The 23512-nt window shown below is 48.7% G+C and carries 23 protein-coding genes and 4 tRNA genes; 19 read left to right on the forward strand and 8 right to left on the reverse strand.

From position 1 onward, the window contains the following. Positions 1-17 precede the first annotated feature (17 nt). Complete coding sequence (locus ACYU8Y_RS11345; protein ID WP_460937190.1) at positions 18-1496, forward strand: RagB/SusD family nutrient uptake outer membrane protein; 1479 nt, start codon at positions 18-20, stop codon at positions 1494-1496. A 376-nt stretch (positions 1497-1872) separates the two neighbouring features. Continuing rightward, the gene (locus ACYU8Y_RS11350) at positions 1873-2193 is read left to right on the forward strand and encodes a hypothetical protein (protein WP_460937192.1); all 321 of its coding nucleotides are present in this window, start codon (positions 1873-1875) and stop codon (positions 2191-2193) included. 70 nt (positions 2194-2263) lie between these two features. Here the strand turns inward: ACYU8Y_RS11350 and ruvA are convergent, their stop codons facing one another. The 5 genes from ruvA to ACYU8Y_RS11375 form a co-directional block, all read right to left on the reverse strand. Further along, positions 2264-2854 (reverse strand): Holliday junction branch migration protein RuvA, encoded by a 591-nt coding sequence (ruvA, locus tag ACYU8Y_RS11355; RefSeq protein WP_460937194.1) that lies wholly within the window; start codon positions 2852-2854, stop codon positions 2264-2266. 109 nt (positions 2855-2963) lie between these two features. After that, positions 2964-4592 carry a lytic transglycosylase domain-containing protein gene (locus ACYU8Y_RS11360; RefSeq protein ID WP_460937195.1) on the reverse strand — a complete coding sequence of 543 codons (1629 nt, stop codon included), beginning with the start codon at positions 4590-4592 and terminating at the stop codon, positions 2964-2966. Positions 4593-4678: 86 nt separating this feature from the next. Further along, positions 4679-6139, reverse strand: coding sequence for an Asp-tRNA(Asn)/Glu-tRNA(Gln) amidotransferase subunit GatA (gene gatA / locus ACYU8Y_RS11365; RefSeq protein WP_460937197.1), 1461 nt, complete (start codon positions 6137-6139; stop codon positions 4679-4681). A gap of 98 nt (positions 6140-6237) precedes the next feature. Then, positions 6238-6441, reverse strand: coding sequence for a Sec-independent protein translocase subunit TatA/TatB (locus ACYU8Y_RS11370; protein ID WP_460937199.1), 204 nt, complete (start codon positions 6439-6441; stop codon positions 6238-6240). A 197-nt stretch (positions 6442-6638) separates the two neighbouring features. Further along, on the reverse strand, positions 6639-7100 hold the full coding sequence (locus ACYU8Y_RS11375) for a YkvA family protein (RefSeq protein WP_460937201.1): 462 nt from the start codon (positions 7098-7100) through the stop codon (positions 6639-6641). A gap of 181 nt (positions 7101-7281) precedes the next feature. On the opposite strand from ACYU8Y_RS11375, the gene mdh reads away from it, so the two are divergent. After that, positions 7282-8223 (forward strand): malate dehydrogenase, encoded by a 942-nt coding sequence (mdh, locus tag ACYU8Y_RS11380; RefSeq protein WP_460937203.1) that lies wholly within the window; start codon positions 7282-7284, stop codon positions 8221-8223. Between the two features lie 136 nt (positions 8224-8359). Beyond that, a complete protein-coding gene (locus tag ACYU8Y_RS11385; RefSeq protein ID WP_460937205.1) occupies positions 8360-8773 on the forward strand; it encodes a DUF2846 domain-containing protein in 414 nt (137 codons plus the stop codon). Between the two features lie 68 nt (positions 8774-8841). Here ACYU8Y_RS11385 and ACYU8Y_RS11390 read toward each other — a convergent pair whose 3' ends face one another. The 3 genes from ACYU8Y_RS11390 to ACYU8Y_RS11400 all read right to left on the reverse strand — a co-directional run bounded on the left by ACYU8Y_RS11390 (position 8842) and on the right by ACYU8Y_RS11400 (position 13681). Beyond that, positions 8842-10323, reverse strand: a complete 1482-nt coding sequence (locus tag ACYU8Y_RS11390; RefSeq protein ID WP_460937207.1) for a hypothetical protein — start codon at positions 10321-10323, stop codon at positions 8842-8844. 142 nt (positions 10324-10465) lie between these two features. After that, entirely contained in the window at positions 10466-13033 is a 2568-nt protein-coding gene (locus ACYU8Y_RS11395; protein ID WP_460937209.1) for a zinc-dependent metalloprotease, read from the reverse strand. Positions 13034-13171: 138 nt separating this feature from the next. Next, positions 13172-13681: a DUF4293 domain-containing protein gene (locus ACYU8Y_RS11400; protein ID WP_460937211.1), complete on the reverse strand. Its 510-nt coding sequence runs from the start codon at positions 13679-13681 to the stop codon at positions 13172-13174. Positions 13682-13776: 95 nt separating this feature from the next. On the opposite strand from ACYU8Y_RS11400, the gene mnmC2 reads away from it, so the two are divergent. The 15 genes from mnmC2 to rplL all read left to right on the forward strand — a co-directional run bounded on the left by mnmC2 (position 13777) and on the right by rplL (position 23358). Beyond that, on the forward strand, positions 13777-14451 hold the full coding sequence (gene mnmC2, locus ACYU8Y_RS11405) for a tRNA (5-methylaminomethyl-2-thiouridine)(34)-methyltransferase MnmC2 (protein ID WP_460937213.1): 675 nt from the start codon (positions 13777-13779) through the stop codon (positions 14449-14451). A 100-nt stretch (positions 14452-14551) separates the two neighbouring features. Next, positions 14552-15142 carry a thioredoxin family protein gene (locus ACYU8Y_RS11410; RefSeq protein ID WP_460937215.1) on the forward strand — a complete coding sequence of 197 codons (591 nt, stop codon included), beginning with the start codon at positions 14552-14554 and terminating at the stop codon, positions 15140-15142. Positions 15143-15282: 140 nt separating this feature from the next. Then, a complete protein-coding gene (locus tag ACYU8Y_RS11415; protein WP_460937217.1) occupies positions 15283-17304 on the forward strand; it encodes a M13 family metallopeptidase in 2022 nt (673 codons plus the stop codon). A 201-nt stretch (positions 17305-17505) separates the two neighbouring features. Next, positions 17506-18042, forward strand: coding sequence for a hypothetical protein (locus ACYU8Y_RS11420; RefSeq protein WP_460937219.1), 537 nt, complete (start codon positions 17506-17508; stop codon positions 18040-18042). Between the two features lie 115 nt (positions 18043-18157). Further along, positions 18158-18240 (forward strand) — tRNA-Tyr (locus ACYU8Y_RS11425). 71 nt (positions 18241-18311) lie between these two features. Then, positions 18312-18387, forward strand: a tRNA-Gly gene (locus ACYU8Y_RS11430). Positions 18388-18530: 143 nt separating this feature from the next. Continuing rightward, positions 18531-18602: transfer RNA gene (locus ACYU8Y_RS11435), tRNA-Thr, on the forward strand. Positions 18603-18757: 155 nt separating this feature from the next. After that, on the forward strand, positions 18758-19945 hold the full coding sequence (gene tuf / locus ACYU8Y_RS11440; protein ID WP_046577464.1) for an elongation factor Tu: 1188 nt from the start codon (positions 18758-18760) through the stop codon (positions 19943-19945). A gap of 123 nt (positions 19946-20068) precedes the next feature. After that, positions 20069-20139, forward strand: a tRNA-Trp gene (locus ACYU8Y_RS11445). Between the two features lie 18 nt (positions 20140-20157). Beyond that, positions 20158-20349, forward strand: coding sequence for a preprotein translocase subunit SecE (gene secE / locus ACYU8Y_RS11450; RefSeq protein ID WP_012928967.1), 192 nt, complete (start codon positions 20158-20160; stop codon positions 20347-20349). Between the two features lie 102 nt (positions 20350-20451). Then, positions 20452-21018 carry a transcription termination/antitermination protein NusG gene (gene nusG / locus ACYU8Y_RS11455; protein ID WP_460937222.1) on the forward strand — a complete coding sequence of 189 codons (567 nt, stop codon included), beginning with the start codon at positions 20452-20454 and terminating at the stop codon, positions 21016-21018. 148 nt (positions 21019-21166) lie between these two features. After that, positions 21167-21610 carry a 50S ribosomal protein L11 gene (gene rplK / locus ACYU8Y_RS11460; protein ID WP_046577462.1) on the forward strand — a complete coding sequence of 148 codons (444 nt, stop codon included), beginning with the start codon at positions 21167-21169 and terminating at the stop codon, positions 21608-21610. A gap of 25 nt (positions 21611-21635) precedes the next feature. Continuing rightward, positions 21636-22334: a 50S ribosomal protein L1 gene (gene rplA, locus ACYU8Y_RS11465; RefSeq protein ID WP_460937224.1), complete on the forward strand. Its 699-nt coding sequence runs from the start codon at positions 21636-21638 to the stop codon at positions 22332-22334. Between the two features lie 3 nt (positions 22335-22337). Next, positions 22338-22871, forward strand: coding sequence for a 50S ribosomal protein L10 (gene rplJ, locus ACYU8Y_RS11470; protein ID WP_460937226.1), 534 nt, complete (start codon positions 22338-22340; stop codon positions 22869-22871). Positions 22872-22974: 103 nt separating this feature from the next. Further along, the gene (gene rplL, locus ACYU8Y_RS11475) at positions 22975-23358 is read left to right on the forward strand and encodes a 50S ribosomal protein L7/L12 (protein WP_460937228.1); all 384 of its coding nucleotides are present in this window, start codon (positions 22975-22977) and stop codon (positions 23356-23358) included. Positions 23359-23512 lie beyond the last annotated feature (154 nt).

The raw sequence follows: 23512 nt of genomic DNA on the forward strand, positions 1-23512 counted from the left end.
TGACAAGAAACGATATCATGAAAAAGAGACTAAATTATTCAGCAGTCATCTGTCTACTCTTGATAGGAGTCAGTTCCTGCAACAGAGATTTGCTTAACCCTATCCCGCAAACGTCGGTATCGGATGCATCGGCGTTTAGTACCACAACCCGCGTACAAACCCAGCTTCTGTCACTTTACGGGGCCCTGAAAGACGGTAATTTTTACGGTGGCCGGTATGTTGTTTATGGTGATATTCGGGGGGAGGATTTTATTAACGAGACCTCTAACCTTGTTACCGGTTCGGATGTGTGGAGCCTCAACGCTACCAACAGTGCTACGGCGGTTGTAAACCTGTGGTACTACGCCTACCTGACCATCAACAAGTGTAACATATTTCTGGATGGTATGGAAGCGGGCGGGTCTACAGTGGTAGGCGCTGAAGCCGCGGCCAAGTACATTGCAGAAGCCAAGCTGATCCGAGGATTAACCTATTACAGTCTGCTGCAGTACTACGCCCGTCCCTATGCCGATGGGAACGGTAGTAAGCCGGGTGTGCCCCTTCGGTTAAACGGAATCCGGGGGGTAGGCCAGTCAAATCTGGCCCGCAGCAGTGTGTCTGAAGTATACGCACAAGTGTTGAAAGACCTGAACGAAGCTGAAGCCGGGCTGCCATCCACCTACGCGACGGCTGCTGATAACACAACTCGTGCGCACAAGAATACGGCCATCGCCTTGAAAACACGGGTGTACTTGAGCATGCAGAACTACGCCAGTGTTATTACAGAAGCCAACAAAATTGTCAGCGCAACGGCTCCGTTCAAGGCGTCGACGGGTGTCGCCAATGCGTTGCAGGCTGATATTGCTACCATCTTTACGAATTACACGACGACGGAGTCAATTCTTTCGATGCCGATGACAACCACAACGGGTGATTTTCCGGGTACGCAGAATCAATTGGCTTATTACTTTTCGCCAAATGCCGCTAACGGAGGGGTAGGGAACGGTGAATATTCGCTGAATCCAAAGGGAATTATTGCAGAGCCCACCTGGACAGCTACGGATAAAAGACGCGCGTTTGTCAAGCAGTCGGGTACAGGTGCTGCTGTGAAAAACTGGCTCATCAAGTACAAAGCACCTAGCCCGTTTACCGATTATGTGCCTGTTATCCGATATGCCGAAGTGTTACTGAACTTGGCTGAAGCGAAGGTTCGTAGTACAAACACGGTCGATGCGCAGGCGGTTGCCCTTTTGAATGCCGTTCGGAACCGTTCGGATGCTTCAACAACATTTACGGCAGCTAACTTTGCCACCTCGGCCGATCTGGCTAGTGCCATTCTACTGGAAAGACGAATCGAGTTCCTGGGTGAAGGTCTAAGGAATAATGATCTGGTGCGCTTGTTGCAAACAATTCCGGCTAAGGGAACGGTACCTGCCAAAGCGGCTACGGAAGCGGGTTATATCTGGCCAATTTCATCGTCTGAATTAGCCTTAAATAATTTAGCTACGGATAACTAATATTTTTTTGCTTGTAACTTAAAAGAGGTTGCTCCTGCAGGAGCAACCTCTTTTAAGTTACAAGCAAGTTTAGCGTATAAATAAGTGGCGTTTAGGCGTACGAATCAGGCACCGTTATTGATTACATAATGGGTTGCCTATTTTAGATACATACTAAATTACTTAAAATGATTAAGTATCGTTATTAGCTATTTCAAACAATACCTTATTTCAACTAATTGAATTTGAATTATTTAAATGAATACATGTATTATCTATAGATAATGTAGGATAAGTTGATCAAACAAGCGCTTATCAAACAAAATTGTTTTGTGTCTGTTAGGAACCACTCAATACCTTACATTTTTTGATTGTACTACACAAAACGTTAACTGTTATGAAAAAATTGATCATGGCTGCGTCTGCATGTGCGCTGCTAGCGGTAGCTCAACCCGGATTTTCACAGGCTGTTCAGGAAGGAAAAGCGGCTAAAAAAGAAATGAAAGCCGAGAAGAAAGTAGCTAAAGCCCAGGAGTACCAAATGGAAGCTAAAACTCACAAGGGTTTGGAAGTAAAAGGTATTTCGGATCCAAAAACCCGTATGGCTAAGGCCGATCGGAAAATGGAAAAGGCTGAAAAGAAAGTACTGAAAGGTGAAGCAAAAGAATTGAAAGCAGTTGCTAAAGAGAAAAGCAAGCAGGCGGCCGGTGTGAATTAACGCATGTAATAAAAAAGCGTAAGTAAAGCTGCAAAGCTCTTTACTTACGCTTTTTAGTTTCCAGTAAAACCTAGCGTAATGCTCGCCGAATAACGTCTTCGACGCTCAGATCTGGGTCTGCTTTAAGAGCGTCATCCACACTTTTTTCCGCTGTTGGTTTAGGTAATCCCAGCGCTATGAGTGCAGCCAGAGACTCTTCCCGAACCGGATTGGCGGCCGGTTGCTGCCGGTACGTAGGCCCATCGGGAACAACGCCCGACTTTTTCATTTTGTCACGTAGTTCGAGAATGATACGCTGCGCTGTTTTGGCACCAATTCCCTTGATTGCCTGTACGGCCCGCACGTTTTCGCCCAGAATCGCCAATCGTAGATCGCCGGGCTGCATGGCAGACAGCATACCTAATGCCGTGTTCGGACCAACGCCTGACACGCCAACCAGATCCAGAAATAAGCTTTTTTCATCGGCATTGGCAAAGCCATAAAGTGCCTGCAAATCTTCGCGGAAAAGGTGGTGAATGAATAATTTGATCCGATCGCCACCACCGGGTAGAACGGCATACGTTTGAAGTGATATATGAACCGAGTAGCCAACTCCATGCACGTCGATAATGACAAGAGTGGGTTCTTTATAGGACAGTGTTCCGTCTAAATAAGCAATCATTTGTTGGTTGAAAAGCTTGTTTTCTAGCGTGTTATATGAGTTAAAGATACGAAAAACCCATGACTTTTTGGTGTCAAGTCATGGGTTTCATGAGTCAGTTTGGCAGAACCTACCCTACAATCAGCTTCTGGCCGGGGCGAAGGGAATTGCTTCGGATATGATTCAATTTCTTGAGTCGGTCAATCGTCAGGCCGTCATAGCGCTGGGCAATATTCCACAGCGTATCGCCATCCTGAACGCGATGGTAACGTGGCTTATACCGCTTGGTTTTAGCAATCTCCTCGGCTTTCTTTCGCCCTTTCACGGTGCCCTGATCGGCCAATCGCTCAGCCCGGGTTTCAGCTACTTCTTTTAGAATGACCAATTTCTGGCCACGCTGAATTTTAGTGGAACGCAGATGGTTCCAGCGCTTTATGTCATAGAGTTCAACGTTGTACCGATCGGCAATGTCGCCCAGGTTATCACCCTTCCTGACAACATACGTTTGTTTCTTCGGCTTGCGCAGCACGACTGTTTCAATGTCCTCTTCAGGTTCATCGGCCGATTCTGCTACCGCGAGTTGGGCGGTTAATTTCGCTGGTTTACCGCTGTTCTTTGCCAGAGCAGCCCCCTCTTCGGTCAACGTTTCTTCATTCGTGATGCCCGCCAGCGGATTTCGACTCAGGGCATTCCAGGCCCCCATAGAGTCCATACCATAACGAACCTCTTCGGCATTCGCCAACAGAATATGCTCCATAACGCCCGGTCGCTGACTTGCTGAGTCCAGAATAGCCCGGCGACGGCTGGCGAAATAGCCGTATTGTTGACGGGGTACCCGCAACGGATACCGGTTCGTGTATTCGGGTAGAATGGTGGTCGTAATGGCCGGATTCATTTTCTGAAGATCGGCCAGGGGCATGGTGCTGTGCTTGGCAAACGTTTCAAGATTGAAATAACCACTTACCTGAATCGTATCGTGCGGAATGGGGTACTCGTACGTTTCGGCAACGATGCCATGATCATTGGCATGGTTCATCAGGTACGTAAACGCGACGAACTGAGGGACATAACCCCGGGTTTCTTTCGGCAAAGCGTCGAAGATTGTGTAAAAAGAATCCCCCCCCGATCGGCGCATGGCGCGTTTAACGGCCCCCGGCCCGCAGTTATACGCTGCCATTGCCAGTTCCCAGTCGCCGAAGATAGTATACAAATCGCGAAGGTATTTGCAGGCGGCTTCGGTGGCTTTGACGGGGTCCATCCGCTCATCTACATAATCGTCCTGATACAAACGCAGATCACGACCCGTACCCGGCATAATCTGCCAAAGTCCGCCAGCTCCTGCATGGGAAATAGCCCGTGGATTCAGTGCAGATTCGACAATGGACAGGTACTTGAGTTCATCGGGAAGACCATACTGGGCCAGCATTCGTTCGTAAAGCGGAAAGAAGAGCGGCATTCGTTCCAGCATCGTTTTGGTGGTGCTGGCCTTACGAAAGGTAAAATAGTCTACATAAGCCTGAACAGACTTATGGTAATTCAGCGGAATGCTTTTTTGTAACTTCGTTAATCGCTCCCGTAACAGACTATCGGGCACCGTAGGGACAACGGCAATCGTATCTTTTTTAACGATTGTACTATCTGATTGAATCGTAGTATTGGTCCGAACCAGATTGGCCGGACTGGCTTGGGCCACGGTCAATAGCCCCATCACCGCACTCAATAGTCCTAATCTTAACAGGCTACGGTTCATGTAGTTCATATAGATTTCGTTCAGTTAGGTTCGTTACGTTAATAATGTATGGTATAGCGTGTAGGATATACATCGGAACTAGTATACACCCTATATTAACTAGCCAGCTTTTTTGCCATGGCAATCAATGCGCCCTCTGCAAAAGGCGGAGCCATTAGCTGTAGACCTATTGGCAATCCGTGTCCATCACCAAGGCTGTTGTCGGTGCCGTTGGGAATGGATATCGCCGGATAACCAACTACATTGGCCTGCACCGTGAAAATATCGGCAAGGTACATTTGTAACGGATCATCGTCCGGGCGCTGTCCCGTTTTCTCCCCCAATAAGAAGGCGGGTGTTGGCGTTGTGGGCGATAGCAGAAAGTCGTACTGCTCAAACAATTGTTCGGTTTCCCGACGGATCAATCGCCGAACCTGCTGCGCTTTGGTGTAATAGGCATCGTAATAACTGGCGCTCAACACAAATGTGCCCAGCAAAATCCGCTTGCGAACTTCGGCACCGAATCCTTCTGTACGGCTTTTCTTGTACAACGATAAAAGATCCAGAGGTGATGCATCGGCCGATACACTTCTGTAGCCGTATCGCACTCCGTCGAAGCGCGAGAGGTTGGAGGAAGCTTCGGCCGTCGTCAGAATGTAGTAGGTGGGAAGCAGGTATTTAAGAAGCGATATATCGACAGCTTCTACCATGTGACCTGCCTGCTTTAAGGAATCTATTTTGGCTTGAGTCGCTTCCTGAATAGATGGATCAACCCCCGAACTTTCTACACCATCGCGCAGGTAGGCGATGCGCAGCGGTCGATCGGGTAGAGTAGCCTGGGTGTAGGCCGAAACGGGTTGACTGGAAACCGTGCTGTCAAAGTCATCGGCACCCGCCATAATTTCGAGGAGCAAAGCTGCATCATCGACATTGTTGGCAATGGTTCCAACGCAATCGAAGGAAGAAGCATAAGCAATTAAGCCCCAGCGACTAACGCGTCCGTACGTTGGTTTTAAGCCCACAACACCACAAAAGGCCGCTGGCTGACGAACGGAGCCGCCTGTGTCGGAGCCAATACTGGCCAGGCAAAGGCCGGCCTGCACGGCCACCGCCGAGCCACCGCTCGATCCGCCGGGGACTCGGTTGGTGTCGACCGCGTTGAGAACCGGGCCAAAGGATGAATTCTCGTTCGAAGAGCCCATGGCAAACTCATCGCAGTTTTGTCGACCAATGATAATGACATCTTCGTCGAGCAGGCGTTGAACGGCTGTTGCCGTAAATTGGGCGGTGAAATCAGCTAGTATACAGCTTCCGGCCCGGACGCCATGTCCGGCATAACTGAGCACATCTTTAATGCCGATAACCATGCCGGCTAACCGGCCAGCGGTACCCGCAGCAATTTTTTGGTCGATTGTGGCGGCTTGCTGTAAAGCATCCGTGTCGTAAACCTCTGTAAAAACGTTGAGGTGCTGGTTTGCATCAATGCGGGCGAGGTATTGCTCGACCAGTTGATGGCAGGTAAGGGAGCCGGATTTGATATCGGCCTGAACGGAGGAAAAGCTACGGTAGAGTGTCAAAACAGAGAACGTAACATGGAAACCCTATAAAGCAGAAACAGACAATCAAGCGGCTCCAGTTTGGGGCTGCTTAATTGTCTGCCTATAAAAAGACCCGACTATTTCTCGGACTCCTTGAGACCTTCTTCGATATTTTCGCGAACGTCTTTGGTTGCGTCTTTGAATTCTTTGATGCCTTTACCAAGTCCCCGGGCTAGTTCGGGAATCTTTTTAGCGCCGAACAATAGGAGCAATGCCAGGAAAATAAAAATCATTTCCTGACCGCCCAAACCCATAAATGCCAAAATGCTTGCCGAAATCATATTTCCTGGGATTTGAATGTATGCAAAATTAACAAAACTCTCTCGTACAATCTATTAAAAGTCGGTGAAACTTACGCACCAAGAGGCTATTTGGTTTCAACCCTGGCGTTACTATTTTAAGTTTCATCCGGCCCGCCGGTTATTTCCTCCTTCGAAGGACAGGTATAAGCTAAAACAACAAACCAGCCCTTTTATACTTACCCGATCTTGATCGTTTTAGGCGATTGCGTGTTATGGTCTCCAGCGGTAGCCGTTGTCTGTTCCCACTGGCGGAACTTCTCGATGTCGCTTCCTATTGAACTAAACAGCCAGCCGACCAGCGCAATGTCATCGGCGAAACCGACAATCGGCAGAATATCCGGGATAATGTCCAACGGGTTAACGAAATAGAGTAACACCGCCACAATGCTTATCAGGGTTTTCCAAGGTAACTGGCGATACTCACCCGATGCGTAGGCTCTAACCAGGCGCGCAACAATACCCAATTGTTCTCGGAAGGCCGCAATATTGTTGCCCGATAAACCACCACTTTTTGCCAGAGCGTCTTTCACCAACTGGAACAGACTCCGCGAGTTCCGGGCATAGCGCACAGCACCCACGTTGGCTCGCTTAAAAAAAATAGATGTCAGAATACGCGAAATAAGACTACTGTTTGCCATTGGGTTTACTGTTACGGGTCGCTAAACAGAAAAGCAATTATGTGTGAATGTTTTACAAAAAACATGAATAACCTATAAACGTTGTAACCCTCCATAAGTTTTAATCCATACACTTTGGTTTGTCTTGGTACGGAACCGTACTTTTGCGATCACTTGTTAACCTTTTAATTTCGAATAGAGTATGAAAGTTACCGTAGTAGGAGCAGGGGCCGTTGGAGCTACTTGTGCCGACAACATCGCCCGTCGGGAACTCGCCCATGAAGTTGTTCTTTTAGACATTAAAGAAGGCATCAGCGAAGGAAAATCGCTCGATATGCTCCAGGCGTCGACGCTGCTCGACTGCGACATAAAGCTGACTGGCTCAACCAATGATTATGAAAAAACTGCCGGTTCGGATGTGGTTGTGATCACCTCGGGTTTACCGCGTAAACCCGGTATGACGCGCGAAGATCTCATCGGTATCAACGCGGGTATTGTCAAAGGCGTAACGGAAAATATTCTGAAATACTCGCCCGACGCCATCTTCATTATTATCTCTAACCCAATGGACACCATGACCTACCTGGCGCTTAAATCGTCGGGATTGCCCAAGAATCGGGTCATCGGCCTGGGTGGTGCATTGGATTCTGCGCGTTTCAAAACCTATTTGTCATTAGCGCTGGAGTGTTCGCCCAATGACTTACAGGCGTCTGTTATTGGTGGTCATGGCGACACGACAATGATTCCACTGACACGTTTGGCGACCAAAGCCGGTGTGCCCGTAAGCCAGTTTCTGGATGAGGAAACGCTGAAGAAAGTAGCGGCCGATACCATGGTAGGGGGCGCTACCCTAACGGGCCTGATCGGTACGTCGGCCTGGTATGCACCGGGCGCGGCTGGTGCTTACATGGTCGAAGCCATTGTGCGCGATCAGAAACGTATTATCCCATCCTGTGTGTTGCTGGAAGGCGAATACGGTCAGTCGGATATTTGCCTGGGCGTACCGGTTGTTCTGGGCCGCAATGGCTGGGAAGAAATCATTGACTATAAACTAACCGACGACGAGCAGGCTGCATTCAACAAATCTGCCGATGCCGTTCGGAATATGAACGGCGTACTAAGTACGCTGAACATCGGCGTGTAGCAATGGGATAGTTTAGTAAAAAAGAGGCTCTCTACAGGTGAGTCTCTTTTTTTGTCTAAATTTTTGACCAAACACATAAATCAAACCGTAGACAACCGTGAAGAGACCATCTATCCTACTACTATTCTGTTTATGTATGCTGAGCTCGGCTTTTCGGACTGACTCAATGCCGGGCAATACCGCCAGTACGGACGATTTTGCCACGGTATACATCTACCGGGGTGGCCAATTCTTTGGGTCAGCGCTGAACTATGCCATTTTCGCGAACGAAGTGATGATTTGCAAGCTCAGCAACAATCGGTACATCGAATACAAAGCTAAGCCGGGTAAATTGTCATTGACGGCGCACCGTGGGGGCGTCGAACTATTCAAGAAAGAAACGGGGCTTGATCTCAACGTTGAGGCTGGCAAGAAATACTACGTTAAAAGTGACCAGAAGTCGAGCATAACCCGTACTCGTCTGGAGCTTTCGGAAGTAACGGAGAACACGGCCAACCGGGATATGAAGGACATGACAGTAGATGCCTGTCAGGAGGCAACCAAGAAATAAGAATGGGTTATGAATCAAAAATCCCGCTACTGTATTAGCGGGATTTTTGATTTAAAGCAGGCCGATTTCTAAATAAACACCTGGTATTGAAAAATTAACTGGCCCCGTCTACCCCCCGTCGAAATGGGTGATGCGCCCGACGATGGTTCATAAAAAGGCCGGTTCTGATAATCGAGCGTCAGTTTGCCGTTATGACCTTTAATAAGGTAATTAACCCCCAGGTTGTAAACGCCAAGCGTATTCGAAACCCGCTGGTAAGTGGCAATCTGAGCCTGTACATAGGGCATAAGCGTACCATTGCCAGCGCCAAATAAATCTCGTTTCATCAAATAACCCAACTGGCCATACACAACGCTACCCGTACCAAACATAGGAAATGCATTCCCCTGGGTACCGCCCAACGCACCCGGCCGTTGGGCAGCCGCGATATCACTGGCGGGGTTGAGTGCGCTATTAAAACGTAGGTAATTAGTGCCATAATCGGTGTGGAAATAGCCAAGATAAGCATTTATGGCTGTGCCTTTGTCTTTGTTCAGGGGCATGTCCAGGAAGGACGCAATTGACCAGAGCGTCATGTTCTCGTAAATGGTATCGCCGGGTGCTGAAACGCGGACCATGGCATTTTTCTGGGTAATAAAGCCAGCTTCAAGATTGACGATCTTCTTTGCTCCCAGATACGTACCCGTGTTGTAGCCCGGTGCCTGATGCGCTTCTTTGTCGAAAAACTGCCACATGAACAGGCCCTGAAACTGTTTGTTATGACCTTTTAACGCGAAGATAGACGTGGGGCCGTAGGATGGAAGCGCGGAGCCGTTCGTCTGGATGGGAAACGGGTCACTAAGAGCGACCCGGTAATCGAGATGGCCGATCTGCCCCCGTGCGTATAGGCTCAATTTGCGGGAGAATAAATCCGTCTGATCAACGGTTGCCTGGGCAAATACGGGTACGTCCATCGTCATGATGGTAGCCACGCTGGGGGCGCTGAAGCGCGAAAGGCCGTTGACAATGGTTAAACCGCCCCCAATGTTAAGGTAGTTTTTGTTTTTGAAGACCAGATATTCGCCCACGGCGTCGTGAAAGAAAGCTTGTACTTTTCGCTGCGAGGATGCGTTTTGATTAAATCCCCCAGCGAGGTAATTGAAATTGTTCATCCCAAACTGAAAATACAGAAAGACGTGATCGCTGATCTGCCCGAATAGCTGCATGCGTGTCCGGCGCAGACCAATGGAGAATGTATTGTCTTTGGGAACGCCAATAACGGTTGACCCCGGATTGCTTTGGTTGAATTGCAACCAGGCCTGATTCAGAAATGTGGCTTTAAAAAAGTGCGTACCCGACTCGTTCAGGTTGTATTTGAGTTCGTTTTTCTCCGGCTGTGGTTTTCCCGGAGCAGCGTTGACAACAGGTTCGGAAGTAACTGCTGGTCCGGGTATAAGGGTAGCGGGCACAACGGCTTTTGCTGTATCGGCCGAAATGGACTGCTGGGCAAAAGTGAGTTGACCGATCATTAACAGGATACCTATCCAGACAAATCGAAACGCTGTGCTCATACTACTACTGATTCGTTTTTATGACAAAGCTATGACGCCAAGCTGTAGACCAATGTGCCGAATGTAGATCGAAATCATTTTCTTTGCCTGTAGCATTAAAAAAGCCACCTGTTTGTGGGCAGATGGCTTTTTTGGTTAACGGTTATTTCCAGTCGCAATCGGACGATAGCCATTCCTGGCCCGGATCAATGGGAGCACCATCGGGTGGGGCGAGGGCCGCGGCTACCGGGATTGAACCAGGGTTCGTTTCGTATTGCCCGATCAGCCAGTACAGATAATCGGGTGTTGTACCCGAAGACGTTTCCTTGGTAAGCGCTCCGCTTGTTGGTAAACGAGTCGTTGGCTCCACTGAGTATTGGCTCTTGATCCGCATAATGCCTTCGTGAGCGGCTGCCCGAACAGCGCCATCCAACTCTTTATCGACGGCAAGTTGCATTAGGCTTTCCAATACTTTGCGGTGCAGCATACGCCGAATCGCTCCGTCGTAGGTGATGTCTTTTTTAGTTTGACGATAGTCTTTGGGAGAGCCGTATGTCGATGTAATTAATTGATCGATGACCTGGTCCAGACTTGGTAGTTGACCGTTCACGATCCAGCGCTGGCTCGCCAGCCGGGCACAGCGCTCGGGGTTGAGCATCAGCCGCAGTGTCATCCCAGCCGCTGCTTCGGGTGGACCCAGGGGATCGAAGGTGATACCGGTATGCCGTTTGAAAACCTCCCGTGGATTGGGATCATACCGAAAGGGGCGGGGTGGAATCAGGGTAAGCATGGCTTGAGGAACGGCCAGAAAACCCGGATTCAGCGTTGACAACAGCACGCTCAAAGCCCGGTTCTGTTCCTCTGCCGGAACCGCCGACAGAACTGCCTGGCCATCTCCCCGCAGGGCATTCGTATAGGTTTGACCACCCAGGACTTTGGCGGCTGCCTCAACCTGATACCGATGGAACATATACATGGGTACAAACACTTCCTCCAGGGTTGCCATGGGGGCACCAACGGGAATCTTCTTCTCCGTAAAATTCGCCAGGGCTATTTTGCGCACGTCCATTACCCGCTTCAGTTCATCAACAGCATTCGAACCATTATCCCACAAGTGTGTGCCAGGGTGCGATGAGCCTTCGGGCCGGGCATCCTGATCGGTCAGGAACGTGAGGCCAGCCTTGTGCATGTCGTTGACCAGTTTATCCAGCGCCTGTTTTTCATTGGTGCCGCTGGGAAACTGTTCGTACCCGTAGCGAATGCTCCATTTGTCATAAGCACCAATGCCTTTGGCATAGGCGTCGGACAGGTCAATACTGGCCCCCTTTATTTTGGCAACCATGGTAGGGTAGTCCATCACCGATGCCCGGCCGAATCGTTCCGTAGCATCAGGCGCATTACCCTCCGTACTGGCTATGTAGTTGTGCGGCAAACCAAGGGTATGGCCAACCTCGTGAGCGGCCAGTTGCCGCAACCGATCGAGCGACATCGTCATCATGGGATCGGCTTTCGAAGAATCCTGTCCGGCTGTGGCAAAGTTGCCAATTAAACCCTGGGCAATCAGATAATCCTGCCGAACCCGCAGCGAGCCAAGCGTAACCTTTCCTTTAATAATCTCACCCGTACGCGGATCGCTGATGCTACCGCCGTACGACCAGCCCCGCGTGGAGCGGTGCACCCATTGAACGAGATTATAGCGTACATCCATGGGGTCCGCATCGGCAGGAAGCAGCTTCACCTGAAACGCATCTTTATAGCCAGCGGCTTCAAACGCCTGATTCCACCAGGCCGTGCCTTCCATCAACGCCGAGCGGATGGGTTCCGGCGTGCCGGGATCAATGTAATAGACAATGGGTTTAACCGCTTCGCTGACCGCTGCTGACGGATCTTTTTTCTCGAGCCGATGCCGGGAAATATACCGCTTCATAATCGGCTGACTCACGGGCGTGGCATAATCGAAATATTCGATGCCGCCATAACCGATGCGCGGGTCGAACACCCTTGGCTTGTAGTTTTTATCCGGTAACTGCACAAACGAGTGGTGCTGGTGCATGGTAACGGCCGAAGGCGTCGGCACCACCTCCCGCAGATAAGCACCCGGATTGTCGCCTGTGAGTGTAATAACTGTTTCGAATTCTGTGTTCTGCGGAAACGCTTTGGTACGAGCCAGGTACATTGCACTCCGGGCGGGGTCGAACTTAAAAGTGCCCTGCCTTGTGCGACTGATAGCCTGCACCGCGCCGACCGCATCCTGCATCAGAAACGGTGTCAGATCAACGAGTACCTTGCCACTCTCTTCGGCGACAATGTCGAAGCCAGCATGCACCGATTTGGCGAATGACTCTTCAACGGCCCTTCGTTCGAGCGGGTCGTTAGTGATGGCCCGATAGGCGTAGTTTGGCTCAATCAGCAACACCTTTGGGCCGCTACGCTGGAACTTCACGATATGTTCCTGCCCTAATCGGCCCCGATCCAGGCCAATGTCGTTGGAGCCAACACCCTGCGCGAGGGTTGGATAATACAGGAATTCTGTATCGAAAGCGGCTATTTCAAGCCATATTTTTCCTTTTTTCGCATCCCAGTAATAGGTCATAAAACCGGGGTTGCGCTCCATGCCCGTTGTGAAGCTGGAAATGCTGCCTGCTGTTCCGGTTCCGCTGGTAGGCTGGGCAGAAACCAGACGAGGAATTGTGAGTAGTAAATAGAAGAAAAAGAGTACCTGTTTTTGCATTGTCAAATGAGGTTGTAATTCAGGCTCAAGATACGGCAAAAGCAGGTATAGACGAGTAAATACGATTATAAAAGGATAGCCCGGCCAAACTTTCTAGTAGGGCCGGGCTATTCTGTAAGTTTTCCTGAAGCGTATCGTCTACCGTAGCCGGTCTGACCCTCGTACTAATTTTTCGTCCCGGCGAATGAACCGATTGGCAAGGGCGTTAAACACTAAGGCGGCAACTATGGCATAAAAGCCAGTCAGGAAAGTGCCCTGATCGGCTGGATTTCCGTATGCTTTAGCCGCATAAAGCGTCCGGTAAAGAATGATGCCCATAATGGCGGTCAGCATGAGTGCGTTTACCGCACAAAGAACCGTTTGGGTCAGCCTGTTTTTGAACTGGAAAATAGCGTAAAAGGCTGACAGCCCGACCAGAGCGATTAGTAGCGCCAAATACCAGATCGAGTCGACATAAGTTGTTGGCAATGATTGAGCGGGCAACCCCGGTTGCGTAGCTACAGCTTGTTGTGTTGTGTATTGTAAGGCTGTAAGACGGGCCATTTCCGGCGATTTTGTGCCTGCCTTTTCCCACAAAGGATTTGTCAGGGCAATACCCATGGCCACGGTAATGAGAAACAAAAATATCGTTTGAACGCGTTGAATCATTAGAGCTAACAGATAAATGAGTAGTAAGTACTGTATAAGAAATAGTCCGGTATACCGTACATGAATGAGCAAAAATAGGCCAAAAACGACAGATAATGAAAGCAGACATTCACCTGATGCTAACCGCCGATGGTTCACACACCGCCATAAATGAAGCGCTTGACAAGACTTATCACTCCATTCATGGTGCCTATCAGGAGTCGCAGCGCGTATACATTGAGTTGGGCTTACTACCCGCATTTGAGAACTTTCCTGATTCTCAACTGCATATCTTCGAAATGGGCTTTGGCACTGGGTTAAATGCCTTGCTAACCGCTCGGGAAGCGCAGGCCAATCAGCACCACGTGGTCTACACTGCCATCGAAGCCTATCCTATGCCCATAGAGCAGGCCCGCCAGCTTAATTACGACAGGTTTTTCAATACAGCTTATCTACCGGTACTCCATGAGTCTTCGTGGCATGAGCCAATTGCCCTGAATCCGTATTTTACGTTAACCAAATACGAAGAGAAGTTGCAGAATCTACAAACCGCCGACCGCTTTCACGTCATCTATTTTGATGCGTTTGCTCCATCGGCCCAGCCTGAACTTTGGGAGCCGGAAATATTTAGTCAACTGGCTCACTTATTGCTGCCAGGTGGTATGTTGACTACCTACTGTTCAAAAAGTTATGTTCAGCGCAATATGCGGGCTGCTGGTCTGACGGTAGAAAAGCACAATGGCCCGTTGCACAAACGCGATGTACTACGCGCCGTTAAGCCAGCGGAGTAAGTGTGTTGTTGATTAATTCCTGCATGCTTTTTGATCAACAGCGGCATATTTTACTAATTTTATTAACCACCGAACGTTATCTGTTAAAACAACAACCTACATGAACCGTCTGCTTCTCATTTGTGCGGCTTTCGTTTTAGTCACGATCACTGCATTTCGAACTACGCTTCCCATTGAACCCGCCGTGCGCAAGGTCAGTGACGAACCTAAACACATAAAATGGCTGACGATTCAGGAGGCATACGCCCTGACGCAAAAGAAGCCGAAAAAATTTGTTGTCGATGTATACACAGACTGGTGTGGCTGGTGCAAAGTGATGGACCGCGAAACGTTCTCGAAACCCGCCATTGTCGATTACGTCAATCAGAATTATTACGCCGTTCGGTTCAATGCCGAACAAACGGGCGATGTAACACTGGGCAACCAGACATTCAAGTACATTAGCGGGGGAAGTCGGGGCGTTCACGAACTGGCCGCAGCGTTGTTGAAAAATCAAATGAGTTACCCGACGACGGTATTCTTAGATGAGAAATTTAATTTGATTCAGCCCATTCCCGGCTATCTGGAACCCCGTACATTTCATCAAATCATAACGTATTTCGGGAAGAACTACCACCAGAAAGAGCCGTTTGACCAGTATAAAACCGGTACTTATAAAGAGTTTCAGTCAGCCCTAACGGCGGGTAGATAAGTACACGAAAAGTAAGAACGCAGCCTAAGCGGCTCAAGCGGTTGTAAATGGATTTGTCTGTTTTCTCCCGTCCACCCGCTTAGGCTGCGTTCTTGTTTTTTGCCTATTTTTGTAGGCTTTTATTAATATTAACTGTCATCATGACTAAACGAGTAACTTTTCTTCTCACAGGAGCTATCGCTGTCGGCATTGTAGCGGCAGTTCCCCCGAAGTTCATTGATTCCCAGAATATGGATTTATCGGTGAAGCCGGGTGATAACTTCTACCAATATGCCAATGGTAACTGGCTGAAAAAAAATGCTATTCCTGCCTCCAAAACATCGTGGGGAAGCTTCAACGAGTTGCGTGAAAAGAGCCTCGATGCCATGAAGTCGTTGCTCGAAGAAGCGTCGAAAACGTCGACCAAAGGCCGGTTGTATCAGATGGTGGGGGATTACTATGTCAGTGGGATGGACAGTGCTACCATTGAGCAGCGTGGTTTCGATCCCATCAAACCCGATCTTGCCCGTATCGAAAAAGTTAATAACAAAGCAGCCTTTCTGGATGAACTGGCCTACCAGCGGACCCAAAGTAACGGTATGCTGTTTGGCTTTTTTGTTGGACAGGACCGTAAGAACGTCACTAAATATTTGCCTCAGTTCAGTCAGGGTGGTACGACACTTCCCGATCGGGACTATTACCTGAAAAACGACGCCCGCAGCACGAAGATTCGCGATGCGTATCACGATAACCTGACCAAAATGTTTGCCCTGATTGGCGAAGAACCAACGCAGGCTGCTCAGGACGCCGATATGATCATGCGCGTTGAAACGGCTCTTGCGAAAGCGCAGATGCCACGTGTTGATCTGCGTGATCCATATAAAACGTACAACAAACTGACCGTTGGTGGTTTTTCGAAATTGACGCCGAGTATTAACTGGGCTGATCAATTGACAAAATATGGTGCTAAAGGGCAGGATACGGTTCTGGTACAAAGCCCAACGTTCTTCCGGTCCCTCGATAGCCTCATTGCCGCAACGCCCATTGAAGAACTGCGGACTTACATGCGGTGGAACATTCTCAAGGGGGCGGCCCCCTATCTGAGCGATGCCTTCGTAAAACAAAACTTCGCTTTCTCACGTGTGTTGACCGGTCAAAAGGAGCAAACGCCACGCTGGCAGCGCGTAAGCAGCCTCATTGATGGTTCGTTGGGTGATTTATTGGGTCAGCTTTATGTACAGAAATACTTCAAGCCCGAAGCCAAACAGCGGATGCTGACACTGGTCGATAACCTGGAAGCTTCCTACAAAGAACATATCAAAAACTTGGACTGGATGAGTGAGGACACCAAGAAAAAGGCCCTGACAAAACTCCTGTCTTTCAGACGGAAAATTGGCTATCCTGATAAGTGGAAAAACTATGAAGGGGTGGTCATCAACCGCAACGACTACTATGGCAATGTAAAATCGGCCGGTAAATGGTCGTACAACTACATGATCAACCGGCTGGGCAAACCTGTCGACAAAACAGAGTGGGGCATGACACCTCCAACGGTGAATGCTTACTACAATCCAGTCAACAACGAAATTGCCTTTCCGGCGGCCATTCTGCAATTTCCGTTCTTTGATTTCGACGCCGACGATGCCATTAACTATGGTGGTATTGGTGCCGTTATTGGTCACGAAATGACGCACGGCTTCGACGATTCCGGTCGCCAGTACGATGCCGACGGAACCCTTCGCGACTGGTGGACAAAGGCCGATGCTGAAAATTTTAAAAAACGCGCCGATCAGGTGAAAGAGCAGTTCTTCGGCTTCAAAGTGCTGGATTCCATTAAAGTGAATGGTCAACTAACGCTTGGCGAAAACCTAGCCGACCTGGGTGGACTCGCCATCGCCTATGATGCGTTCAAAAAGACGCCCCAGGGGAAAGCGAGTGGCAAAAAAAGCCTGATTGATGGTTTCTCTCCCGACCAGCGGTTCTTCTTATCATGGGCGCAGGTATGGCGTATTAATGTATTGCCCGAAACAGAAGCCCAGCTCATCATGACCGATCCACATGCGCCGGGGCTGTACCGTTGCAACGGGCCATTATCCAACATCAATGCCTGGTACCAAGCGTTCAATGTTCAGCCCGGCGATAAAATGTATAAAAAACCCGAAGACCGGATTAAAGTCTGGTAAAAAGACGTTTGCTTACTGACCGAAGCCATGCCTGTCATACTGGGCATGGCTTTTTTGGTAATACGAAAGCGCTAAACAGGGTAGATCATTAGTTTTTCAGCGAGCAGAACTTTGTCATTACTTCCGGCAAAGATTATAATTTGTGTGGGCGTTCAGCCAGAAATTAGCCTTATCAAACCTAAATCTACAGGTCTATTTATTATGATCACATCAAAACTCATTCCCTTTTTACTGCTCCTTACCTTGTCATGCCAGACTAAACCCAAGCAGGAAACGCAAACGGCTTCTGCTACCGAAACAGAAGATAGTACGGCAAGCTTGGCCAAGCGCCCCGGACCAGATACGCCCCGGTCGGCGGCTGATCGTTTAGTAAGAGCGCTTTACTTTGAGCATAATAAAACAGAGAACCCCATGCGGGAGACAAAAGATCGGGCGTTAATCGACCAGTTTTTCATTAAATCCACCGCTGATCTTATCTGGAACGATGCCAAAACTACACCGGGTAAAGTAAATCGGTCGAAAATAAATTTACTCTACAATGAACCCGATGCCTCTATCAAAAAGACCTGGGTCTTACCGGCAATCATCGGTGGGGCAAAGGCAATTGTCTATATAACTTTTGAAAATAAGGGCAAGCCGGAGGAGATCAAAGTTGCTATGCAACAGGTCGCTTCGCGGTGGCGAATCGCTGATATCCAGTACCCTACCGGAAAGTCATTAACCCAGGTATTAAATTAAAATTTAGGTTTACGGAATTATTTTTAAAGCATGTGTTGACAACACCATAAAAACGTGTAATTTTGCAACTCCAAACCGGAAACGGGGCGGAAAATGTTCTTCGCACGTGTTTTTTGGGGAGTTTCCAGAGTGGCCAAATGGATCAGACTGTAAATCTGCTGGCGTACGCCTTCGGAGGTTCGAATCCTCCACTCCCCACAGAAAAAGAATAAAGTAGCATAGTTTGAAAAGCAGCATAACTCTTAAACTTGACTTTATCCTTGTTTCAGGCGGAAGTAGCTCAATTGGTAGAGCGATAGCCTTCCAAGCTATAGGTTGCGGGTTCGAGACCCGTCTTCCGCTCCAGTAATAGAGTAACAGCCTTCTAAGTTATAGGTTGTGATCGCAGTCGCGCACGACTTCTGCTTAGCAAACAAGTTAGTACGGTTGCGAAGTCGAACAGGCAAAGCATCGAGTAGTAGCTTGTTAAGTGCATACCATTGAGTACCGCCGTTATAGCTCAGCGGTAGAGCACTTCCTTGGTAAGGAAGAGGTCCGGGGTTCAAGTCCCCGTAACGGCTCAAGGCTTCTTTTTGAAGCCTTTTTGACGGGACCGCCCGTGCGGTATTAAGCCTAAACGGCGTCAGACCTCAAACGAGGATGATTTCGCTAGGTTTAATTTATTTCAGCGAGTTCATCCAATAACAAAAACAGTTCACAATAGCGTTTTAAAAACATGGCAAAAGAGAATTTTGACCGCTCGAAACCGCACGTAAACATCGGTACGATTGGTCACGTTGACCACGGTAAAACGACGCTGACGGCTGCCATTACGAAAGTGCTGGCCGAAAAGGGTCTAGCAGCGGTACGGGACTTTTCCTCGATCGACAACGCTCCGGAAGAAAAAGAGCGTGGTATCACCATCAATACATCGCACGTTGAGTATTCAACAGCGAACCGTCACTACGCCCACGTCGATTGCCCAGGCCACGCTGACTATGTGAAAAACATGGTTACGGGTGCTGCTCAAATGGACGGCGCTATCCTCGTGGTAGCGGCAACGGATGGACCAATGCCACAAACACGTGAGCACATCCTGCTTGCTCGTCAGGTGGGTGTTCCTCAACTTGTTGTGTTCATGAACAAAGTGGACATGGTTGACGATCCAGAACTTCTTGAACTCGTTGAAATGGAAATTCGCGAGTTGTTGAGTTTCTATAACTTCGACGGTGACAATATCCCTGTTATTCAAGGTTCGGCTCTTGGTGGTCTGAACGGCGATGCTAAATGGGTTGGTACCATCGAAGAACTGATGCAGAGTGTGGATGATTTCATCCCCCTGCCTCCTCGTATGACGGACCTTCCATTCCTTATGCCCGTAGAGGACGTATTCTCGATCACTGGTCGTGGTACAGTTGCTACCGGTCGTATCGAACGGGGTATCATCAACTCGGGTGAGCAAGTTGAAATCCTGGGTATGGGTGCTGAAAACCTGAAATCAGTTGTAACGGGTGTTGAAATGTTCCGGAAAATTCTGGACCGTGGCGAAGCCGGTGACAACGTAGGTCTTCTGCTCCGTGGTATTGAAAAAACCGATATCCGTCGCGGTATGGTTATTTGTAAGCCAGGTTCAGTAACTCCCCACCTGAAGTTCAAAGCTGAGGTTTATGTGTTGTCGAAAGAAGAAGGTGGTCGCCACACTCCTTTCTTTAACAAGTATCGTCCACAGTTTTACTTCCGTACCACAGACGTTACGGGCGAAATTACACTGCCTGCCAACGTTGAAATGGTAATGCCTGGTGATAACATCACGATTGAAGTAAGTCTGATCAACAAAATCGCTATGGAGAAAGGTCTTCGCTTCGCTATTCGTGAAGGTGGCCGTACCGTAGGAGCTGGTCAGGTAACGGAAATCCTCGACTAAGGTAAATATCTGAAAACAAGTGCATTTCTTAGCGGAGATGCACTTGTTTTTTTGATAATAGTTCGTACTTTTGCAGTCCGTTTCGGAGCACGCTGATTCGGCTAGTTTAGCAAAAAACTATAAACGGGTGTAGTTCAAGGGTAGAATAGCGGTCTCCAAAACCGTTGATGGGAGTTCGAATCTCTCCACCCGTGCAAATCCCTTACTTTACCATGGACAAGTTTATCTCGTTTCTGAAAGCCTCCTGGGAGGAAGTTCAGCATAACGTGACTTGGCCCAAATTCAGCGATCTGCAATCCAGTTCAACGCTGGTACTGGTAGCATCGCTGATTTTTGCGCTATTAGTCGGTCTAATCGATTTAGTATTTGAGAACGGACTGAACGCGTTTTATCAGTCATTCTAAACTGATCTCCGAAGAGGAATTTGTGCGATATGTTTCTATCGCTTCAACAAATTACTGTTTGGAGATCGTAACGAGGCCGCCCATGCGGTTCCAAATCATAACATGAGCGTAAACGGCATACAATGGTACGTCATACGGGCCGTGTCGGGGCAGGAGAAGAAAATCAAATCTTACCTCGATAACGAAATTATCCGGCAAAAATTAGACGAAGTAATTCCGCAGGTACTTATCCCCGCGGAAAAAGTGTACGAAATGCGCAACGGTAAGAAGCGCGTTCGGGAAAAGTCATTCTTTCCGGGGTACATTTTAATCTCGGCTGATCTGGGTAATAACCGCGCGCTCGATATGATTCTGAACATGCCCGGCGTTCTTGGTTTCTTAGGCAACGCGCAGGTTGGAACGACATCTAAAGTGCCTGTTCCCCTTCGTCAGGCTGAAGTGAACCGCATCTTGGGTAAAGTACACGAAGAAGCGCAGGAAGTCGCTGTGCCAACTGTGGCCTACATCAAGGGTGAATCAGTGAAGGTTGTCGATGGCCCATTTGGAGGATTCATCGGTACAGTAGAAGAAGTATTTGACGACCGGAAGAAAGTGAACGTCGTTGTAAAAATATTTGGCCGGAATACACCGGTAGAACTCAGTTACGCGCAAGTAGAAAAGGAACTCTGACTGAAATCAGATTCCATGACCGGACGTCCTATGCTTCCCTCAGAGGATAAACGGTCAAAACAAGTTGGTTTACAGTGAAGGAAATCGGGTCGGTTATGTGACTAGCTCCCGGAAGACGTAAATTGTAGATCGTAACTCAATTATCACAATGGCAAAAGAAGTAGGTGGCTACGTAAAGCTGCAAGTCAAAGGCGGGCAAGCCAACCCCTCACCTCCGATCGGTCCGGCTCTGGGTTCCAAGGGTTTGAATATCATGGAATTCTGCAAGCAGTTTAACGGCCGGACGCAGGACAAGATGGGTACGGTGCTTCCTGTTCTGATTACGTATTACAAGGATAAATCCTTTGATTTCGTAATCAAAACTCCGCCCGCACCGATTCTGCTGTTGGAAGCAGCTAAGCTGAAAGGCGGCTCTGCTCAACCAAACCGCAACAAAGTGGGCTCTGTCTCCTGGGAGCAAATTCGGACCATCGCGGAAACGAAGATGCCCGATTTGAACGCCTTTACGGTCGAGTCAGCAATGAAGCAGGTGGCCGGTACGGCCCGCAGCATGGGAATCACGGTGACGGGCACAGCGCCCTTCGAGAACTAATAGACTTGCCGAAGCAAACACAGACATGGCTAAGTTAACGAAAAAACAAAAGGAAGCTCAATCGAAATACGATGCTGCTAAAGAATACTCCCTCCACCAGGCGGCTGAGATTCTGAAAGACATCTCGTATACGAAGTTTGACGCTTCTGTGGATATTGACGTTCGGTTGGGCGTTGACCCGCGTAAAGCTGACCAGATGGTTCGTGGTGTTGCCACGTTGCCTCATGGTACGGGTAAAACGGTTCGCGTTCTGGTGCTTTGCACCCCGGACAAAGAGAACGAAGCGAAAGAGGCTGGTGCAGATTACGTTGGTCTGGACGAGTACATTCAGAAGATCGAACAGGGCTGGACAGACATCGATGTAATCATCACGATGCCAAGTGTCATGGCTAAGGTTGGTCGTCTGGGTAAAGTACTTGGTCCACGTGGACTGATGCCAAACCCGAAATCGGGTACGGTAACTCCCGATGTAGCCAAAGCCGTTCGTGAGGTGAAAGCCGGTAAAATCGACTTCAAAGTTGACAAGCAGGGCGCTATTCACACCAGTATTGGTAAAGTATCGTTTACGCCAGAAAAACTGGCCGAGAACGCGCAGGAAATCATTGCTACACTACTGCGTCTGAAGCCTTCATCGGCTAAAGGCACGTACGTGAAAACAATCAACCTGTCGAGCACAATGAGTCCGGGAGTAACGATTGATAAAGGCACAGTAGCCGGAATTTAAGCCATGAAGCGCGAGGACAAAGGAGCAATTATTGAGGAATTAACTGGAAAGTTCCAGTCGATTCCCTTCTTCTACATCACGGAAGCCAATGGCATGACGGTTGCTGAAACAAACAACCTCCGTCGGATGTGTTTTGAGCAGGGTATAGAGTATAAAGTGGTGAAAAATACATTCATCAAAAAAGCACTCGAAGCCCTCGATACGGATTATACTCCGTTCAACGATACGGTATTGCATGGTCAGTCGGCGGTGATGTTTCATCCCGAGAATGGCAAAGCACCGGCTAAGCTTATCAAAGAGTTCCGTAAAACGAACGACAAGCTGCAACTGAAAGCGGCATCGATTGATTATAGCTTGTTCATTGGTGCTGAACAACTCGATACGCTCATCGCCCTGAAGAGCAAAGAAGAGTTGATCGGCGAAATCATCGGTCTATTGCAGTCGCCTGCGAAAAACGTCATCTCGGCGTTGCAAAGCGGTGGCAACAAACTGGCCGGTATCCTCAAAACGTTGTCGGAGCGCGAGGAAGCAGCTTAGCTGTAGGGCGGACTTCGATTCGCCAATCCGATAATTAATTAAATCGTGGACAAGATGTCCGCGTTACAAAATCGTATCACAACCAAATAAAAAAAATACTACAATGGCAGATTTGAAAGCGTTCGCGGAGCAGCTTGTAAGCCTGACAGTTAAAGAAGTTAACGAGTTAGCTACTATCCTGAAGGATGAGTATGGTATCGAACCCGCTGCTGCTGCTCCAGTAATGGTAGCCGGTGGTGCAGGTGGTGGTGATGCCGCTCCAGCTGTTGCTGAGAAAACTTCGTTCGACGTTGTTTTGAAGTCAGCTGGTGCTGCTAAACTAGCTGTCGTGAAACTGGTTAAAGACCTGACAGGTCTGGGTCTGAAAGAAGCCAAAGAATTGGTTGACACAGCGCCTAAGCCAGTAAAAGAAGGTGTAAGCAAAGATGAAGCTGAAGCCCTCCGTAAGCAACTTGAAGAAGCTGGTGCTGAAGTAGAAGTTAAGTAAGCAGATAGCTCTTTCGCATATCGCTCCAGGCAGGGGAGGCCAGACCAACGTCTGGTCTTTTCCTGTTTGGAGACTTTTTGTCTAAGCTATTGCAAAAGACAAACTAATTTATATTGCCTTATGTTGTCTATTTACGCTCCTTGGGTCGGGTGAC

It is taken from the genome of Spirosoma humi (genome assembly GCF_054776575.1).

What these genes read in the sequence shown, in the direction of transcription:
- ACYU8Y_RS11410 (WP_460937215.1), top strand. Translation starts at nt 14,552, where the DNA reads ATGAACCGTCTGCTTCTCATTTGTGCGGCTTTCGTTTTAGTCACGATC.
- ruvA (WP_460937194.1), bottom strand. Translation starts at nt 2,854, where the DNA reads ATGATTGCTTATTTAGACGGAACACTGTCCTATAAAGAACCCACTCTT.
- ACYU8Y_RS11390 (WP_460937207.1), bottom strand. Translation starts at nt 10,323, where the DNA reads ATGAGCACAGCGTTTCGATTTGTCTGGATAGGTATCCTGTTAATGATC.
- ACYU8Y_RS11370 (WP_460937199.1), bottom strand. Translation starts at nt 6,441, where the DNA reads ATGATTTCGGCAAGCATTTTGGCATTTATGGGTTTGGGCGGTCAGGAA.
- ACYU8Y_RS11345 (WP_460937190.1), top strand. Translation starts at nt 18, where the DNA reads ATGAAAAAGAGACTAAATTATTCAGCAGTCATCTGTCTACTCTTGATA.
- rplA (WP_460937224.1), top strand. Translation starts at nt 21,636, where the DNA reads ATGGCTAAGTTAACGAAAAAACAAAAGGAAGCTCAATCGAAATACGAT.
- mnmC2 (WP_460937213.1), top strand. Translation starts at nt 13,777, where the DNA reads ATGAAAGCAGACATTCACCTGATGCTAACCGCCGATGGTTCACACACC.
- rplK (WP_046577462.1), top strand. Translation starts at nt 21,167, where the DNA reads ATGGCAAAAGAAGTAGGTGGCTACGTAAAGCTGCAAGTCAAAGGCGGG.
- ACYU8Y_RS11400 (WP_460937211.1), bottom strand. Translation starts at nt 13,681, where the DNA reads ATGATTCAACGCGTTCAAACGATATTTTTGTTTCTCATTACCGTGGCC.
- ACYU8Y_RS11375 (WP_460937201.1), bottom strand. Translation starts at nt 7,100, where the DNA reads ATGGCAAACAGTAGTCTTATTTCGCGTATTCTGACATCTATTTTTTTT.
- ACYU8Y_RS11385 (WP_460937205.1), top strand. Translation starts at nt 8,360, where the DNA reads ATGCTGAGCTCGGCTTTTCGGACTGACTCAATGCCGGGCAATACCGCC.
- rplJ (WP_460937226.1), top strand. Translation starts at nt 22,338, where the DNA reads ATGAAGCGCGAGGACAAAGGAGCAATTATTGAGGAATTAACTGGAAAG.
- ACYU8Y_RS11420 (WP_460937219.1), top strand. Translation starts at nt 17,506, where the DNA reads ATGATCACATCAAAACTCATTCCCTTTTTACTGCTCCTTACCTTGTCA.
- ACYU8Y_RS11360 (WP_460937195.1), bottom strand. Translation starts at nt 4,592, where the DNA reads ATGAACTACATGAACCGTAGCCTGTTAAGATTAGGACTATTGAGTGCG.
- secE (WP_012928967.1), top strand. Translation starts at nt 20,158, where the DNA reads ATGGACAAGTTTATCTCGTTTCTGAAAGCCTCCTGGGAGGAAGTTCAG.
- ACYU8Y_RS11350 (WP_460937192.1), top strand. Translation starts at nt 1,873, where the DNA reads ATGAAAAAATTGATCATGGCTGCGTCTGCATGTGCGCTGCTAGCGGTA.
- tuf (WP_046577464.1), top strand. Translation starts at nt 18,758, where the DNA reads ATGGCAAAAGAGAATTTTGACCGCTCGAAACCGCACGTAAACATCGGT.
- nusG (WP_460937222.1), top strand. Translation starts at nt 20,452, where the DNA reads ATGAGCGTAAACGGCATACAATGGTACGTCATACGGGCCGTGTCGGGG.
- ACYU8Y_RS11395 (WP_460937209.1), bottom strand. Translation starts at nt 13,033, where the DNA reads ATGCAAAAACAGGTACTCTTTTTCTTCTATTTACTACTCACAATTCCT.
- rplL (WP_460937228.1), top strand. Translation starts at nt 22,975, where the DNA reads ATGGCAGATTTGAAAGCGTTCGCGGAGCAGCTTGTAAGCCTGACAGTT.
- ACYU8Y_RS11415 (WP_460937217.1), top strand. Translation starts at nt 15,283, where the DNA reads ATGACTAAACGAGTAACTTTTCTTCTCACAGGAGCTATCGCTGTCGGC.
- mdh (WP_460937203.1), top strand. Translation starts at nt 7,282, where the DNA reads ATGAAAGTTACCGTAGTAGGAGCAGGGGCCGTTGGAGCTACTTGTGCC.